The organism is Idiomarina aminovorans (assembly GCF_023155095.1).
Lineage (GTDB): Bacteria > Pseudomonadota > Gammaproteobacteria > Enterobacterales > Alteromonadaceae > Idiomarina > Idiomarina aminovorans.
Window position 1 is genome coordinate 611,250 of record NZ_JAKNDA010000001.1, and the last position, 16,316, is coordinate 627,565.

Consider the following 16,316-nt stretch of genomic DNA (forward strand, 5'->3'; position numbering starts at 1 on the left):
ACTTATGACAACTAGCGGAATAAGCCGGTATTTCTGGCCTCCATTGCATCTCGCCAACCTCCCAACCAATGGGATCGAAAATCATCTTGAGTTTGATAAGGACAGTTATCTTTTGAGCGGCCATGCAAACCAGCCTTAAAGCCTTGAGTATGTGCTCTTTCAAAGCGGTCACGCTTCTGTCTTTTCATAAGTCTATCCCTCGCCTGTTATTCACAGATTATTATTTAGAGAGTTGAGGCTCATATTTTCTGCCTCATTACTATTAATAGACTTATTTCAGGAGAGTTCAATTGTAAAAGTAGCACAGTATCCATTGACTTTTTTTAACGAATTGAAACTGTGCTACTTTTTTATAGGGCAGTTATTATGATTTTTTAGTCTTAAGAAGGGTCCTTCTGCGTATTGCGGTAATAAGCAAGCCCAGAGCACTCAAACCTAATATTGAACCAAGTCCTGCGGCTGCACCGCTGCGTTCAACTGGCTCTTCATCATTGGTACAGTTATTGAGTTCACCTTCAATAGGATCCAGTTTGATATTGACCAGAATTTCACGAGTCTGGGCTTCACCTTCTTCGTCGGTATATTCGTCAGTTTTAAGCGCTGCGGCGATAATTTCACCATTTTCGTTGATATCGCTGGCATCAACGATATTGTATTCGCTGTCGCAGCTAATGGTGTTGTTCAGGTTGATAATTTGTGGGGTTTCGGCACTCATATTGTAATAAAAACCGGCACGCGCACGAACCTGAGACAGTGTCGGGTCAACCTCAGCGGTTCCTACCATCTCACCGTTATCATTAATACTGCGTACCACCGTTGATGAGCCATTAAAGAAACTATCAAGAACAGTCAGTTCACCCGCGTCAACATCGTAATAAAAACCGTAACTGCGCAATGTTCCGACAGGGCGTTTAGTAAGATGACCAACGGCAATATTGGAGTCATTAATATCGGTTGCGGCACCCCATAAATAAACAGGGTCTTCAGTCACGGGCAAGGCTTCTTCATTTTTAAATATAGCCGGCATACGGATCGCACCGCGTTCAGGGTGGTACGTCCAGCTTTGTCCTACGGCAATATTGTTGTTATTAATTGCGTAAGCGTAGCTGGAAAAGTCGTTGTCATCGTCGCTTTTTCTTTCTTCCAGAGTTGGCAGTTCAACTTGACTAATTATGTCGCCGTTGGCATCGAATTGCCATAACTTTGCACGAATGTCATAAATAGAGCGGCCTGCATTATAACCTGAGCGCGGACGGTTAAAACGAGACCGGCGGTTGGTAAAGGATGCAAGATTAGATGCATCGGCATTCTGTAAATTTCTCCAGATACCCCAGACACAAGCTTCCAGAGGTTCAGATTGACGAGCCACCTCGGGGTCTTCACAGGTTTCTTCTATTCGGGTTATCGCTGCAGGGCTTAATGCAAAACTTTCATAACCGGCGGCAAGTCCACTATCATTAATATCGAAAATGGCACTCTCGCCTCCCAAATAGTCAGTTGCCTCAGGTTCGACTAAAGTAGACTCACCATTATTAAACCAGATACCGCGAGTTAAAAACTCAGAAACAAAATATTCTTCAGTGACAGTTTCATCTTCAGAATTGGTATATTCATGCTCGATAAGCGCGTACGGCGCACTGGTTACACCTACGGCTGTGTTTGCATTATTGATTGAATATAAAAAACTATCGATGCTGTTTTCCAGTTGGCCGGCTGTTGCTGATACAGCGTTAACTTCGCTACTGGCTCCGTTATAAATGAAAGCCTGGTTTAACCCAATTCGCTGAGCCTGAAGGCTGCTATTTGCATAATTACCAAGGTTTTCAACAATAAACTCATACTGAGCAATTGTAAGTTGTTCATCTGCTTCTGGATCAAAACCTATCTGTGTCAGTAACCGTTCTGGAACCTCAGAAAAATCAATTTCTACATTCTCTGGAAAACGTGCCACACCAACTATTTGTCCACCCGCATTAATGCTTTGCGGAACACTGCTTCGATAGTTATTCAACGTTTCTATAGTTTCAACATTGTAGGTGTCAGCTGCAGAAGCAAAAGACAATGTTGAAATAACGGCTACAGTAAGTGACTTCATTGTAAATGATTTCATTAACTAACTACTCTGTTCTGATAAGTTTTCCAGTTCTTCCCAACGTTCCAGATCTTGCATCAACTGTCCTTCAATTTCGGCAATTTGACTCATTACTGGTTCAGTTTTTTCTAATGGCTGTTCGAAGAACCCCGGTTCATTCATTAACTGTTGTAATTCTTCAAGTTTTGCTTCTTTTTCAGCAATAACTTTTGGTAACTGTTCTAGTTCGCGTTGCCGTTTATAGGATAACTTCTTCCTTGGCTTGTCTGAACCTTTGTCGGTTGTTTTCTGCTTGTTTTGCGAAGTTTTGTGGCTGTCAGACTCTTTATCTGCCGAATTGGTTCCGCTACTTTGGAATGAATTTTCTGCTTTAGCCGTTAAATAGTGGTTCAGTTCGGTAAAACCGCCTATTATCTCAGTAATAACGCCCTCACCTTCAAAGTAAAGCACGCTGGTTGCAGTATTGTCGACAAACTCTCTATCGTGACTGACCAGTAAAACGGTCCCCTGGTAATTGGCTACAATTTGTTCAAGCAATTCTAATGTTTCGATATCCAGATCGTTAGTAGGCTCATCAAGCACTAAAATATTACTGGGCTTCAGCAATATTTTAGCAAGTAACGCCCTGTTTCTTTCACCGCCAGACAACGCTCTGACTGGTGTTCGAGACTGTTTGGGTGAAAACAGGAAGTCCTGCAAATAACTCAAAATATGGCGGCTTCGGCCCTGAAACTCGATATCTTGTTTGCCGTCACCAACATTATCCATAACCGTTTGTTCTGGGTCCAGCTGCGCCCGGTGTTGATCGAAATAAGCGACTTTTAGGTTAGTTCCAAGCTCGACTTTTCCGCTATCGACATCCTGCATACCAAGAATGACTTTAATTAACGTACTTTTACCACAACCGTTAGGACCGACAAAGGCTACCTTGTCGCCCCGCATCAGCAATAAATCAAGATTATTCATAATGGGCTTTTCAGCAAAGCGTAAAGCCATGTTCTCGCCTTCAAAGACCTTTTTCCCGGAACGCGAAGACTCGTTCACAGACAGGTTTGCCTTACCCTGAAGCTCGCGTCGCTGCTGACGTTGCTTTCGTAGGTCCTGAAGCGCACGCACCCGGCCTTCGTTACGAGTACGACGAGCTTTAATTCCCTGGCGAACCCAGGTTTCCTCAGCCGCAAGTTTCTTATCAAACTCGGCATTATGGCTTGCCTCAACTTCCAAAGCTTCCTGCTTTTTCTGTAAATACGTATCATAGCTACCCGGGTAGCTGGTTAAGTGTCCCCGATCTAAATCGATAATCCGTGTTGCCAAACGACGGATAAATGCCCTGTCATGGCTAATAAATAGAACAGCTCCTGAAAAATTGACAATTTGTTCTTCTAACCAACGCACCATTTCAATATCCAAATGGTTAGTCGGCTCGTCTAACAAGAGTATCTCCGGGTCAACAACTAAAGCGCGTGCCAGAGCAACCCGGCGTAACCAGCCCCCTGACAAATCCGCCATAGTTTCATCGGCGGGCAATTGTAGTTGAGTCAAAACCTGTTCAATACGAGTGTTAACCTGCCAGCCATTAATGGCATCAAGTTGATTCTGCAGCTTATCCATTTCATCAAGGGTTGCGCTGCTGAGAGAGTCGGTAAGACTGGCAGACAGCTCGTGATAACGGGCCAATGCTTTGCCTGATTCAGCAAGTGCTTCAGCAACGTAGTCGAATACTCGTTGCTCCGACTGCTTGGGAGGGTCTTGTGGCAAGCGGGTTACTTTCGTACTACCAACCCATTGTATTTGTCCGGAATCTAACACGACTTCGTTATCTATGGCTTTCAGAAAGGTTGATTTACCAGCGCCGTTACGGCCGACTAAACAGACTCGTTCACCGGCTTCAATAGTAAAGTCAACACCATCTAAAATGGCATCTGCGCCAAAAGCCAAGTGTGCATTTTGTACACGTAATAAACTCATTGCTCAACAAACTCCAGCAATTGATTAGCGTCAAAAGGCCAACGCAATTCAGCGTCGTCCTTTGCTCGAATAAATACTGGTACTAGCCAGCCATACTCATCTTGCAGTTCCTGCTGTTCGGCAATGTCTACTACCCCAAGTTCCACGGGCTCATCAAGCGACAGAGAGTGCAGTAATTGGATAGCTTGAGTACAAAGCGGACAATTTGGTTTTATTAGCAAATAAAAATCCGACATTAATTACACCCGTGAAATAATAAAATAGTGATGAATGCCTTTATGACGTTTAAAGTCCTCCGGTATGGATGCCTGAGTCTGGTCATTGACCTCAAGTCCGGCTTTATCCAGCCTTTCCGTGTCTATTTTGAATTTTTTCCTGTTATTAGAGAACAGAATAACACCATCCTCTTTCAGCATTCCTGTCGCGGTTTTTATCAAGCCGACGTGATCGCGCTGGATATCCAGAGTACCGCTCATCCGTTTTGAGTTACTGAAAGTCGGTGGATCAAGAAAAATAACGTCAAACAGTTGTTTCCCCCGTTGCTCACGCATCCAGCTAAAACAATCTGCCTGGATAAACTCATAATCACCTCTTAAGCGGTTCAAAGCAAAGTTACGCTCGCCCCACTTGAGGTAGGTCTTAGACATATCAACCGAAACGACACGAGCGGCTCCTGCTTTGGCCGCCTGAACTGACGCGGTACAGGTATAAGCAAACAGGTTAAGCACATCCAGCTCTTCGCACTTGTCCAACAACTCTTTACGCACCAGCCTGTGGTCCATAAATAAGCCGGTATCAAGGTAGTCGGTTAAGTTAACTTCAAACTTGGCGCCGTATTCATTAACCGTTAACACCGTGCTTTCCTGCGACTGTTTTTCATATTGCTGTTTACCGCTTTGGCGCTGTCGGCGTTTTAAAATGATTTTATCTTCTGAAACCGGCAAAGCAGAACTCAACGATTCCAGCATGAACCACAAACGATCGTTTGCAATGCCTTCAGGGATGTCTTTGGGGGCTGCGTACTCTTGTACAACCACGTAATCCTGATAGATATCGATAGCGGCGTTGTATTCTGGGATGTCAGCGTCATAAACTCGCCAACAATCCAGCCCTTCTTTGCTTGCCCACTTGCTTATTTTTTCGTAATTCTTTTTTACCCGGTTAACAAGGTCGTCAGCTTGACTCTCTGCAAAGTCAGGTTGCTCTTTAGTTAAGTCATAAAGTGCCAGATTAACTGGTATTGCGCCATTCAATAATGGGTATTTCTTATGGCTACGCAGTTTCAGACGTTTCAGTAACTGCTCGTCTCCTGCCAATACGGCGATATGCCAATTATGGAAAGTGTCTTTTAGCTGCCGGCCAAAACGGCGATACAACAGTAAAGTTTCGACCGCTTCACCCAAACGCTCACCGTACGGTGGATTACAGACTAATAAACCACTTTCTGCCGGAGCGTCGCAGTTTGTAGCATCTGCAACCTCAAACTCTAAAACGTCGTGTAATAATACACGTTTGGCGTTATCTTTAGCTTTAGCCACCAAATGGGGATTGTTGTCAGAGCCTTTTAACTGGCCTTTAAAGTTGTTTTTACCCACTTTAAAGCGCTGCTCAGCCTGTTCTAATACCTCATGCCACAGTTGTGGGGAATGTTCATGCCAAAACAAAAAACCCCAGTGGGCCCGGTTCAGACCCGGCGCATGATCCATTGCCATCATGGCCGCTTCTATTACTAACGTACCCGAGCCACAGAAGGGGTCAAAAACAACCGGCTGACTTTTCTGTAATTCTGTGTCTATTCCTGCGCGGACCAATATGGCAGCCGCTAAGGTTTCTCGTAATGGCGCTTCACCTTGCTGCAGCCGGTATCCCCTTTTGTGCATACCCTCGCCGCTAAAATCTAATGACCAGGTTAGCTTGTCTTTGTGCACGCGCACTGCAATGCGAACGTCGGGATCTTGCTTATCAATACTTGGACGTTCAAACCCGTTATTGCGAAAATTATCAACAATACAGTCTTTTACTAACTGAGCACCAAACTGGGTATGGCGAATGTCGTCGTTACCACCGGAGAAATCAACCACGAAAGTTCTGTTCGCATCAAAAACTGTACTCCAGGAAAACTGGGTCAGTGCCAGTTTAATTTCATCCAGACTGGTGATTTCCTTCTCGCCCAGTTGCAACAGCATGCGGCTTGCCATTCTGGACCACATAGCCACTGTATAAGCTTGCTGCAAATCGGCCTCGATATAGCAACCCGCCAGAGTTTGCTTAACGTGACTTAAATTAAATTCTTGCAACTCATCGAACAAAAGCCCTTCAAGGCCTTTGGAGCACGCAATAAAAAAACGATACATAGAAACTTCGCCTAAAAAATTAAGAGGACAATTATAACGGAGAGCTTAGTGGCTGTCTGTAATTCCAGCAGAAATAAGGAAATTACAAAAGAAGCGATTAATAAATCAGCAGTTAAACGGTTTTTGTATAAATACTGTGCGAGTGATTTAAATAAAGCTTGCGCGACCGTAATTATCGCTATACTATGCGCTCACATTCGGACGCGGGGTGGAGCAGTCTGGTAGCTCGTCGGGCTCATAACCCGAAGGTCGTAGGTTCAAATCCTGCCCCCGCAACCAATGTCCTCATAAAAGACTTCAGTAGTAATTCCCTTAAAAAAACACTAAGACACAAATTTACTATCAAATACTAATCTTAATAGATCTTAATAGAAAAATTAGGCCAGTTGCTGGCCCCAGTTTGGCTGAGCTGACATGGCTAAGTCCACTGTGGCCGGAAGTAAACGATTCAAAGTAACTTTAATAACGTAGTACTGGCGTAACGATTTTATCGCTGAAAGCTGCATCCCCTCATTTAACAGCATGCAGGTTGCAAACTCTTCATCAGTATCAAGAATTAAAAATAGCCCCTGATCAAAACCTGAGTTTAATTCACACAAGCTCCGCTCTGTTTTCCATTCATTGATATCTGACTTTTGGAAATGCCAACTTTGTGGCATCTGGGGTCGCCCAAAGCAACTCCAGGCTGCAGCATTAAGTGCTGCATTACTTGGTTTGCAAGGTATTTTATCGGCAGGATAAGACTCTAATACTTCAGTCATTTTTTGGAATATGGTCGCATCTTCAATATCCAGCTGTTGCTCGCTGAAGTTGATGTTGACAAGTTGACTCGGTTTATAAGGTGTTTCAAACACATGGTCACTACTCAGCTTAACGCTCAGCTTGCCGTTTTCTGCGTTGAACAACCATAACCACTGGGATTCCGATTCCACTTTACTCGCCTTTATTATTAGAAGAATTTAAGCTTCGCGATAAGGTACTAAAATCACTTAGCTATTACAAGTGATTAACAATTGAACGAATCAATGCCGGCCCCTGATAGATAAAGCCCGTATAAACTTGCACCAAACTCGCTCCGGCCTCAAGTTTAGCTTGTGCGGATCCGGCTGAATCAATACCGCCAACACCAATTATAGGTATCTTTCTTTGCAGGTTTTTACACAATAACTCTATAACTTTCGTGCTTCTGTCTTGTAAGGGTTTGCCGCTAAGTCCCCCCGCTTCACTAGCCTGTCCGTCTTGAAGACCATCGCGGGACAAAGTGGTATTGGTTGCTATCACACCATCCATTTTGTTCTTCAATAACGACTGAGCCATCGTTTCAACTTCAGCGGCTTCAAGATCCGGCGCAATTTTAACAACTAACGGAACATAGGAACTGTACTGATCCGATAACTCTAACTGTGCCTCTTTAAGGCTAGCGAGTAATCCGTCCAGGCTTGAACCATGCTGTAAATTTCGTAGGCCTGGAGTATTAGGTGATGAAATATTTATCGTAATATAGCCTGCATAAGGATAAACCTTTTTCAGGCAAATTAGATAGTCGTCAATGGCCTGCTCTTCCGGCGTATTCTTATTTTTACCGATGTTAATGCCTAATACACCCTTATAAGACGACGCCTTAATATTTTCCAGAAGTTTATCAACCCCATGGTTATTGAACCCCATGCGGTTAATAATGGCTTCATCTTCAGTTAGCCGAAATAAACGTGGTTTGTCATTACCGGGCTGGGCTACTGGCGTTACCGTACCAACTTCTATAAAACCAAACCCCATTTGAGAAAAGGCATCGATACACTCCGCATTTTTATCCAGACCGGCGGCTAAACCGACCGGATTAGGGAACTCAATTCCCATAACCCGAACCGGTTTACTCGGTACGTTTTGTCTCCAAAAAAATGATAAAGGCGTGCGATGCCAGTTGCGCAAAATCCCGAACATCTGATCATGCGTCTTCTCGGGATCCTGCTTGAACAGCCATGGACGAATAAGTTTGTACATTAACTGATAACTTTAGGTGCGCAGTTATGGCTTAGCAGCATCAACTCGCGCAAAGCAACAGAGAACTTAGCAAATTCATGGCTTTTCGTTGTGCGGAAATCAGATAGCATTTGTTGCCAACGAGAAAGCAGTATTTCGTTCTGCTCTATCCATTCACTGATCATCTTTCCGGGGTCACTCACATCAGGTGTTGAGCGCAGAACCACCTGCGTCAGTGAACGTTGCTGCCAGTCAAGCTCTTCGCGGAATGCCGCACGTGCCAAAGCTTGCCAGTGATTAGCGACCGGTTGGTTATTAATTTGCGTTAAGAACCAGTGTAAGTTCATTTCTGCGCCTAAGCGGAAGTAAAGAGTTCCCACTGTTTTGAACGACTGCCCTGTTTCATTTGCCACTTCCGCCAAGTCCATTGCAGAGAAGATAGTACTTAAGCTCGCAATTTGTTTAGCAAGATTAGCCGGGAATCCGTGTTCTTTATACTTCTCTATCGTCTCTTCAATGACTTTTGCTTCATCCTCAATCATGTACGTAAGGCTGTTTTTGCGTAAGTCATCAAATGCGCCCATGTAGAAATCCAGATGTTCCTGAATACCTTTGAGTGCCGGATTACGATGGCGTAATAACCAACGAGTTGATCGGCGAACCATGCGACGAAGCTGGAATAAAACATCATTCTGAACTTCCGCCGGCACTTTGTTATTGAGTGCTTCTATCTGCTCCCAAAGTTCTTCAACTTTGAAGCATTCGCGCGCTACAACATAAGCCGAAGCAACTTCCGCAACGCTTGCTCCGGTTGCTTCTTGCTTGCGAAATACAAAATTTGGCCCCATGTCGTTAACAATATTATTGGCTAGCTTAGTTGCAATAATTTGCCCTTTAAGCGGATGTGACATCATGCTGTCGGAAAAGCGCTCGCGCAAGGCTTCCGGGAAAGAATCAAACAGCTCACGCATATGGTACGGGTCTTTCGTAATTTCGTCCGTAATCAATTGCTCTTTCAATACCATTTTGCCATAAGCCGTTATGGTCGATAATTCTGGGCGAGTCAAACCTTGATTGGCCGCTTGACGTTCAATCAATTGATCATCATCTGGCAAAAATTCAAGTTGACGATTTAACGCATGCTCACGCTCAAGATGATGAATGAAGCGCTGGTATTCTTTCATTTGATCCGGGCCACGCAGAGCTGTAACAGAGATAGACTGAGTTTGTCGATTACAGTCTTCAATGACAATTTTTGAAACGTCATCCGTCATGTCATAAAGCAATTTATCGCGTTGCTTTTTGGTAAGGTCGCCACTATTAACTACGCCGTTTAACAAAATTTTGATATTAACTTCGTTATCCGAGCAATCAACGCCGCCGACATTATCGACAAAATCTGTGTTAGCTCGTCCGCCCTTCTGAGCAAATTCAATACGCCCCAGTTGAGTAAAACCCAGGTTTCCACCTTCGCCAATAATTTTAGCGTTTAGGTCACGGCCGTTTACGCGCAAGGTGTCGTTTGCACGGTCACCAACATCGCTGTCGGTTTCTGCCTTACCTTTAACATAAGTACCAATACCACCGTTCCAAATAAGATCAACGTTCATCGTTAAGCAAGCTTTAATAAGCTCATTCGGCGTCATCGACTTTTTCTGAGTACCCAGCATTTTCTTAATTTCAGGCGTAAGCTCAATAGCTTTAGCGCTTCGCGAGAATATGCCACCACCTTTTGAAATCAAGTCACGATTATAGTCGTCCCAACTCGAACGCGGCATTTTAAATAATCGGTCACGTTCTTCCCATGACTTCGCAGCATTTGGAGCTGGGTCAATGAAGATATGTAAGTGGTTAAATGCCGCTTGCAATTGGGTATGCTTAGAAAGCAGCATGCCATTACCAAAAACATCGCCCCCCATGTCACCAATAGCAACACAGGTAAAATCCGTGGTCTGGCAATCGATACCCATTTCACGGAAGTGGCGTTTGACTGACTCCCAGGCGCCACGTGCGGTAATACCCATCTTTTTATGGTCGTAACCAACAGATCCGCCTGAAGCAAAAGCATCCCCCAGCCAGAAGTTGTACTCCGCTGAAATACCATTAGCGATATCCGAGAAAGTCGCCGTTCCTTTATCCGCGGCAACAACCAAGTAAGAGTCATCTTGGTCGTGGCGAACAACATTGTTCGGCGGAACAACCTCACCTTCAATAATATTGTCGGTAATATCTAATAACGCACGGATAAAGGTTTTATAACACTCTTTACCCTCTGTCATCTTGCCCTCACGGTCTTCAGGCAATGCTTTACAAAAAAAGCCACCCTTTGCGCCAACAGGGACAATAACGGTATTTTTGACTTGCTGTGCTTTTACCAGCCCCAGAACTTCAGTTCTGAAGTCTTCCCGACGATCTGACCAACGCAAACCACCACGAGCAACCTTACCTCCGCGTAGGTGAACACCTTCTACTTTAGGAGAATAGACAAAAATCTCGAATTTAGGCAGAGGCAATGGCATTTCCGGTATCCGTTCTGGTAAGAACTTAACCGAAATATAAGGTTTATCGTTACCGTCTTCATCCAGTTGGAAAAAGTTGGTGCGTAAAGCCGCATGAATCAACTCAACATAACGCCGAATAATACGGTCGTCGTCAAGGTTAGCGACGTTATCAAGCTCAGTATTAATGCGAGTATGAAGCGCTTCTACTTTTTTCTCTACACCTTTAGTGCGCGGTTGAAATTTGCTGTAAAACATTTTTACAAGCAATTTTGCCAATAACGGGTACTTGCTGAACGTGCTTTCTATGTAGCTTTGGCTAAAGGTTGTACCTATTTGACGCATGTACTTAGCTAACATACGTAAAATAGTTGCCTGGCGGCCGTTCATACCGGCGCCCAGCACTAATCGGTTAAAGCCATCATCTTCAAGCCTGCCATTCCAGACTAAGGCAAAAGCTTGCTGGAATGTCTCGCGGCTTTCTTCCAGATCAAGTGAGCCGGCAGTATGCAACATATGAAAGTCTAGAACCCAGAAAACATCGCCATCTGCTGTTTTTATCTGATAAGGACTTTCGCCAATAACGCGTAAACCAAAGTTTTCCAACATTGGTAATACGTCCGACAGATGAATCGGCTCATTTTTATGGAACAATTTCAGATGTAAATGTTTGCTATCGTCTTTCTCTTCCTGTGCACGGTATAAAACCATACCCAGTTTATGTTCATCATTTAAGGACTCAAGTTGCTTAACATCTGAAATAGCAACTGAGGGTAATACATCTTCTTTATAGGCTCGGGGAAACGCCGTCGAGTATTTTTTATTTAAACGAGTAGAATTTGCTTCGCCAAATGTAGACTGCAAAATACGCTCAAAGTTGTCTTCCCATGTGCGGGCCGCTTCAATTAAATTCTGTTCTAATTCTTTCACGTTCACATCCTGATGATCTTCACTCAACCGAACAGTGTAGTGTGTTCGCGCCAAAGAAGACTCTGAGAAATAAGTGGTAAAATCGACGTCATAGTCTGTTTTTAATGTCCGTGCCAGAACACTCTGAGTTCTTTGACGCAGCAAGGTGTTGTAACGTTCTTTCGGTACGTAAACCATGCACGACATGAAGCGGCCGAAGATATCACGGCGTAAAAAAACACGCGTCATATCACGTTCTTGCATTTGCAATACGCCGAGACCGACAGTCAGTAAATCACCTTCTTCTGCCTGTACAATCTCGTCACGAGGGTATGTCTCTAAAATATTCAGTAACGCTTTTGCTGCATGAGACTGCGGGGCAAAGCCTGAAATTTCTAACACTCGCGATATTTTTTCGCTAACCAGCGGGATATCTCGCGTGCTGTTATTATAAAAGTTAGCCGAGTACAAACCAATAAAACGATCCTCGCCTATCACTTCACCGTTTTCATCAAAACGTTTAACGCCAATATAGTCTGAATAGGCCGGGCGATGAACTCGGGACTTTGAATTGGTTTTGGTTAATAGCAATAACCGGTCATTATGAGTAATTTCCCGGGCATCTTCCGGTAAGCTCGACACTAAACGTCCTTTTTCACTCACGGAGTTTTTCAGTAAACCAAGGCTGGAATCTTTAACCTGCTTAAGTTCATAATCGCCTTTTACTGGCGTTAACTCATAAGAGCGATACCCCGTTAACGTAAAATTGTCGTTAGCCAACCATTGCAAAAAATGTTGAATTTCTTTTTTTTCTTTTTCGGTGCCCGGGTAATAATCATTATTCAGTTGTTCTGAAACCGTCTGCAAACGCTTTCGCATCGGTTGCCAGTCATTTACAGCAAGACTTATCTCTTCCATCACCGAAACCAATTCGGTTTTTAAAGCTTTAATTTCTTCTTTGCTGGTTTGACGGTCTATCTCAATAAGAAAAACCGTATCAACGTAATTATCATCGTTACGAGTGCCGGGTTTTTGTAACTCTGTAACTTGACCCTTTTTATCTCGTCTATGGCTCAGCGGCATGTGCAGAAGCAAGTGCGACGTTATTCCCAGACGAGCTAGTGCCATACGCACAGAATCAACCATAAATGGCATATCACTTTGAATAATTTCAATAATGGTATGTGGTGACTCCCAGCCATCGGTTGGAACTTCAGGGTTATAGACCTTTATTAAGGCTTTATCGCCAGACTTGTATTCATTAAAACTGTGCCATAAACCTAAAACCGCACCATACATGTCACTGTCGTGGCGGTTGGTAAAGTCATCACTGGCAATATTACGATATAAGCGCTTGGCAAAGTCTGCTACTAAATGCGCTTGAGGGGAGGAAACTTTTTTATTTATCAATTCAACGACTTTTTCCAGTAAAACCGGAGATTGACTATCGACCAACGACATAATTACAGAGTCCTTGAGGTTGTTGGTGAAACGTCGCAGGCAAGCCCAAATGCGGCCCACGGCCAGAGAATCTATTATTGATGTTATTGTCGAACATTTAGACTAGGGTTTCAACGCTTATTCACGCTAAACGCAAGTGTTTAGACCAGATGTGACGAGTAAAAGAAGATAAGTATTGAGTTTAACTGAATGGACTCTGTGCAAGTCGCTTTAACCCCACAAACTTTTGTTGCTCATCGACTTGTAAAATAAAGCGTCCGTGTATCCCCTGGTTGTCAATAAAAGGAATTAAACGACCCGCGGGCAATGCCACCCGCGTGCCGTTAACTGTTGTTACGACGACTTGATGATAACCTTTGCTGTAATAAACATCACAGAACTCCTGGTAACTCATGCCCAGGTTAAAAACATACTCAATTATCACCGTTGTTTTATACCTTTAGATAATTATTCAGTTAGACAACTTTCTACTTTTTCAAATAAATCGCTGGCTAAATCGGGCAAGTTACGTAAAGACTCCAGCTGTTTTTTCATAAGTTGCTGGCGATTTTCATCGTACCGACGCCAGCTGACAAAGGCTGAAAGCAATCGCGAGGCAACTTGGGGGTTACTGGCATTTAACTGTTGGATGATAGCCCCAATTAGCTCATACCCTGCCCCATCGGCCCGGTGAAACTGTGGCTGATTTTGAGTGAATGCCGCCAGCAGTGAATAAATACGGTTAGGGTTTTTCAATGAAAAATCAGGGTGTGTCATTAAGCTTTTGACTCGCTCGACCGTTTGTTCGCTATTTGCAAGCGCCTGTGTACTAAACCATTTATCCATGACCAGTTTTTCACCCTGCCATTGTTTCTCAAACAAATTTAACAAGGGTTCGGCAACTGAATTATTGGCCCAGACACTAGCCTGTAACGCACCAAGCTGATCGGTAAGATTATCGGCCTGTTCAAATTGCTGTTTCAGGTTACCAACGGTCGCATCACCAAGTTCAGCTAAGTAACTCAGGCAAATCTGCTTCAACTGACGCCGGGCAATATCATCGCCATTTAACTGATACGGTTTGTTTGAGCTACAGGCATTCAGAAGCTCAGTAAAATCACTTTCTAAGGCCTCTGCCAGTTGTATCTTTAACGACTTTAACTGAGTATTAATGGCTTCAACCGGAATAGTCTTATAACCGTCGGCAATCGTGGATGCTGTTGGCAAAGTTAATGCCAATGCTTTTAGTGCCGGATCAGTATTTGCACGGAGCAGATTTTGGCAAGCTTGAATTGTTTTTACGGACAATTCGGCTTCACTGTTATTGCTAATCGCTTTTTCTATAATGCGTGTAAATAACGACTGCGCAGCGTCCCAACGACTGAAGTCATCTTCGCTATGAGCCAGCAGAACTCTGAGTTCATCGTCCGTTAAATTCCGTTTCACTTTTACCGGCGCTGAAAAGTTGTCAAACAACGATAAAATGGGCTTCTCTGCCACATTTTCAAACGTAAAACTGGCTTCAGACTCTTTTAAATGTAAAACATCATTATTACCTAACGACAAGCGTTCGCCTTTTTCGCTGTAAGCTGACCATTTAACCGGAATATGAAACGGCACTTTTTGCTCTTGCCCCGGCGTTGAAGCTGTTGCTTGTTTTAGTTTCAACGTCAATTCTTTTGCATTGGCATCGTACGACTCTTCAACTGTCACAACAGGCGTACCGGCTTGCGAATACCAATGACGAAAAACACTAAAATCTTGCCCATTAGCGTCTTCCATCGCCTTGACAAAATCTTCGCAGGTAACCGCGTTACCGTCGTGGCGTTCAAAATACAGTTTCATCCCTTTCTGGAAACCAGTTTCACCCAGCAAGGTATGAATCATACGAATGACTTCAGCGCCTTTGTTATAAACGGTTACCGTGTAAAAGTTGTTCATTTGAACCACTTTATCCGGTCTGATTGGGTGTGCCATAGGCCCTGAGTCTTCAGCAAACTGATGGCTGCGAATAACCCGTACATCCTGAATACGGTTAACCGCGCGAGACCCTAAATCTGAGCTGAATTCTTGATCACGGAATACTGTTAAGCCTTCTTTTAAACTCAGTTGAAACCAGTCTCGGCAAGTAACCCGATTACCAGTCCAGTTGTGAAAATACTCATGCCCAATAACCGATTCAACATTGAGAAAATCCTGATCGGTTGCCGTTTTAGGATTAGCTAATACATATTTTGCGTTGAAAACATTGAGGCCCTTATTTTCCATAGCGCCCATGTTGAAGAAGTCGACGGCTACAACCATGTAAATATCAAGATCGTAAACCAAGTCGAAACGCTCTTCGTCCCACTTCATCGCATTTTTAAGCGATAACATGGCGTGATCGGCGCGATCCAGGTTTCCTTTATCAACAAAAAGTTCCAAATCAACGCTGCGCCCTTCACGGGTCGTGAACTTATCACGCAATACATCAAAATTACCGGCAACAAGCGCGAATAAGTAACACGGTTTAGGGAACGGGTCCTGCCAGGTGGCTAAATGCTTACCGTTATCAAGCTCTGCCTGCTTAATCTTATTACCGTTTGACAACACGTACGGAAACTTATCTAAATCGGCAATAACGGTTGTCGTAAATTTAGCCAGAACATCGGGACGATCAAGGTAATAGGTTATTCTGCGAAAACCTTCGGCTTCGCATTGAGTACAGAATGTATCTTCCGCCAGGTAGAGGCCTTCAAGCGCTTCGTTTGCCGTTGGGTTTACACTGTTTTCTATTTCCAGTGTAAAAGTATCGAGAGACGTATCCAGGGTCAGATTTTGCTCGTCGCATTGATACGAGTCTTCGGGCACCTTTACGCCATCAACTTTTATACTCAGCAAGGTTAGTTGCTCACCATCAAGTACCAAAGGCTTCTCATGATTGCCCTGTCGTACTACCTTTAAGACGCTGACCACTCGGGTTTCAGTCGGATGCAGATTAAATGTTAAATCCACATCCGTAATTGTAAACTCAGGTGCCTGATAATCTTTACGATATTTAGCCTTTGGTAATTGTGTCATAAATTCCTTCTGTGT

At 43.8% G+C, this 16,316-nt stretch carries 10 protein-coding genes and 1 tRNA gene; 1 reads left to right on the top strand and 10 read right to left on the bottom strand.

Annotated elements, in window-relative coordinates:
- Positions 1 to 11 precede the first annotated feature (11 nt).
- The 5 genes from rmf to rlmKL form a co-directional block, all read right to left on the bottom strand.
- The gene (gene rmf, locus L8G48_RS03075; RefSeq protein ID WP_011234532.1) at positions 12 to 188 is read right to left on the bottom strand and encodes a ribosome modulation factor; all 177 of its coding nucleotides are present in this window, start codon (positions 186 to 188) and stop codon (positions 12 to 14) included.
- 176 nt (positions 189 to 364) lie between these two features.
- Entirely contained in the window at positions 365 to 2,110 is a 1,746-nt protein-coding gene (locus L8G48_RS03080; RefSeq protein WP_248263143.1) for a DUF3466 family protein, read from the bottom strand.
- 3 nt (positions 2,111 to 2,113) lie between these two features.
- Positions 2,114 to 4,060 (bottom strand): ATP-binding cassette ATPase Uup, encoded by a 1,947-nt coding sequence (uup, locus tag L8G48_RS03085; protein ID WP_248263144.1) that lies wholly within the window; start codon positions 4,058 to 4,060, stop codon positions 2,114 to 2,116.
- Positions 4,057 to 4,296, bottom strand: a complete 240-nt coding sequence (locus tag L8G48_RS03090) for a glutaredoxin family protein (RefSeq protein WP_248263145.1) — start codon at positions 4,294 to 4,296, stop codon at positions 4,057 to 4,059. Before L8G48_RS03090 ends, uup begins: the two co-directional genes overlap by 4 nt.
- A gap of 3 nt (positions 4,297 to 4,299) precedes the next feature.
- Complete coding sequence (gene rlmKL / locus L8G48_RS03095) at positions 4,300 to 6,414, bottom strand: bifunctional 23S rRNA (guanine(2069)-N(7))-methyltransferase RlmK/23S rRNA (guanine(2445)-N(2))-methyltransferase RlmL (RefSeq protein WP_248263146.1); 2,115 nt, start codon at positions 6,412 to 6,414, stop codon at positions 4,300 to 4,302.
- A gap of 202 nt (positions 6,415 to 6,616) precedes the next feature.
- Here rlmKL and L8G48_RS03100 point away from each other — a divergent pair.
- Positions 6,617 to 6,693: transfer RNA gene (locus tag L8G48_RS03100), tRNA-Met, on the top strand.
- 98 nt (positions 6,694 to 6,791) lie between these two features.
- On the opposite strand, the gene L8G48_RS03105 is transcribed toward L8G48_RS03100, so the two are convergent.
- The 5 genes from L8G48_RS03105 to pepN form a co-directional block, all read right to left on the bottom strand.
- The gene (locus L8G48_RS03105; RefSeq protein ID WP_248263147.1) at positions 6,792 to 7,346 is read right to left on the bottom strand and encodes a cell division protein ZapC domain-containing protein; all 555 of its coding nucleotides are present in this window, start codon (positions 7,344 to 7,346) and stop codon (positions 6,792 to 6,794) included.
- 64 nt (positions 7,347 to 7,410) lie between these two features.
- Positions 7,411 to 8,415: a quinone-dependent dihydroorotate dehydrogenase gene (gene pyrD / locus L8G48_RS03110; protein ID WP_248263148.1), complete on the bottom strand. Its 1,005-nt coding sequence runs from the start codon at positions 8,413 to 8,415 to the stop codon at positions 7,411 to 7,413.
- Positions 8,415 to 13,262 carry an NAD-glutamate dehydrogenase gene (locus tag L8G48_RS03115; RefSeq protein ID WP_248263149.1) on the bottom strand — a complete coding sequence of 1,616 codons (4,848 nt, stop codon included), beginning with the start codon at positions 13,260 to 13,262 and terminating at the stop codon, positions 8,415 to 8,417. The genes pyrD and L8G48_RS03115 overlap by 1 nt, the downstream gene beginning before the upstream one ends.
- A gap of 181 nt (positions 13,263 to 13,443) precedes the next feature.
- A complete protein-coding gene (locus tag L8G48_RS03120) occupies positions 13,444 to 13,686 on the bottom strand; it encodes a DUF2835 domain-containing protein (RefSeq protein ID WP_248263150.1) in 243 nt (80 codons plus the stop codon).
- A gap of 23 nt (positions 13,687 to 13,709) precedes the next feature.
- Positions 13,710 to 16,301 (bottom strand): aminopeptidase N, encoded by a 2,592-nt coding sequence (gene pepN / locus L8G48_RS03125; RefSeq protein ID WP_248263151.1) that lies wholly within the window; start codon positions 16,299 to 16,301, stop codon positions 13,710 to 13,712.
- Between the last annotated feature and the right edge of the window lie 15 nt (positions 16,302 to 16,316).

Coding starts and splice junctions, on each gene's coding strand:
- rmf (WP_011234532.1), bottom strand. CDS start 188: ATGAAAAGACAGAAGCGTGACCGCTTTGAAAGAGCACATACTCAAGGC.
- L8G48_RS03080 (WP_248263143.1), bottom strand. CDS start 2,110: ATGAAATCATTTACAATGAAGTCACTTACTGTAGCCGTTATTTCAACA.
- uup (WP_248263144.1), bottom strand. CDS start 4,060: ATGAGTTTATTACGTGTACAAAATGCACACTTGGCTTTTGGCGCAGAT.
- L8G48_RS03090 (WP_248263145.1), bottom strand. CDS start 4,296: ATGTCGGATTTTTATTTGCTAATAAAACCAAATTGTCCGCTTTGTACT.
- rlmKL (WP_248263146.1), bottom strand. CDS start 6,414: ATGTATCGTTTTTTTATTGCGTGCTCCAAAGGCCTTGAAGGGCTTTTG.
- pyrD (WP_248263148.1), bottom strand. CDS start 8,415: ATGTACAAACTTATTCGTCCATGGCTGTTCAAGCAGGATCCCGAGAAG.
- L8G48_RS03115 (WP_248263149.1), bottom strand. CDS start 13,262: ATGTCGTTGGTCGATAGTCAATCTCCGGTTTTACTGGAAAAAGTCGTT.
- pepN (WP_248263151.1), bottom strand. CDS start 16,301: ATGACACAATTACCAAAGGCTAAATATCGTAAAGATTATCAGGCACCT.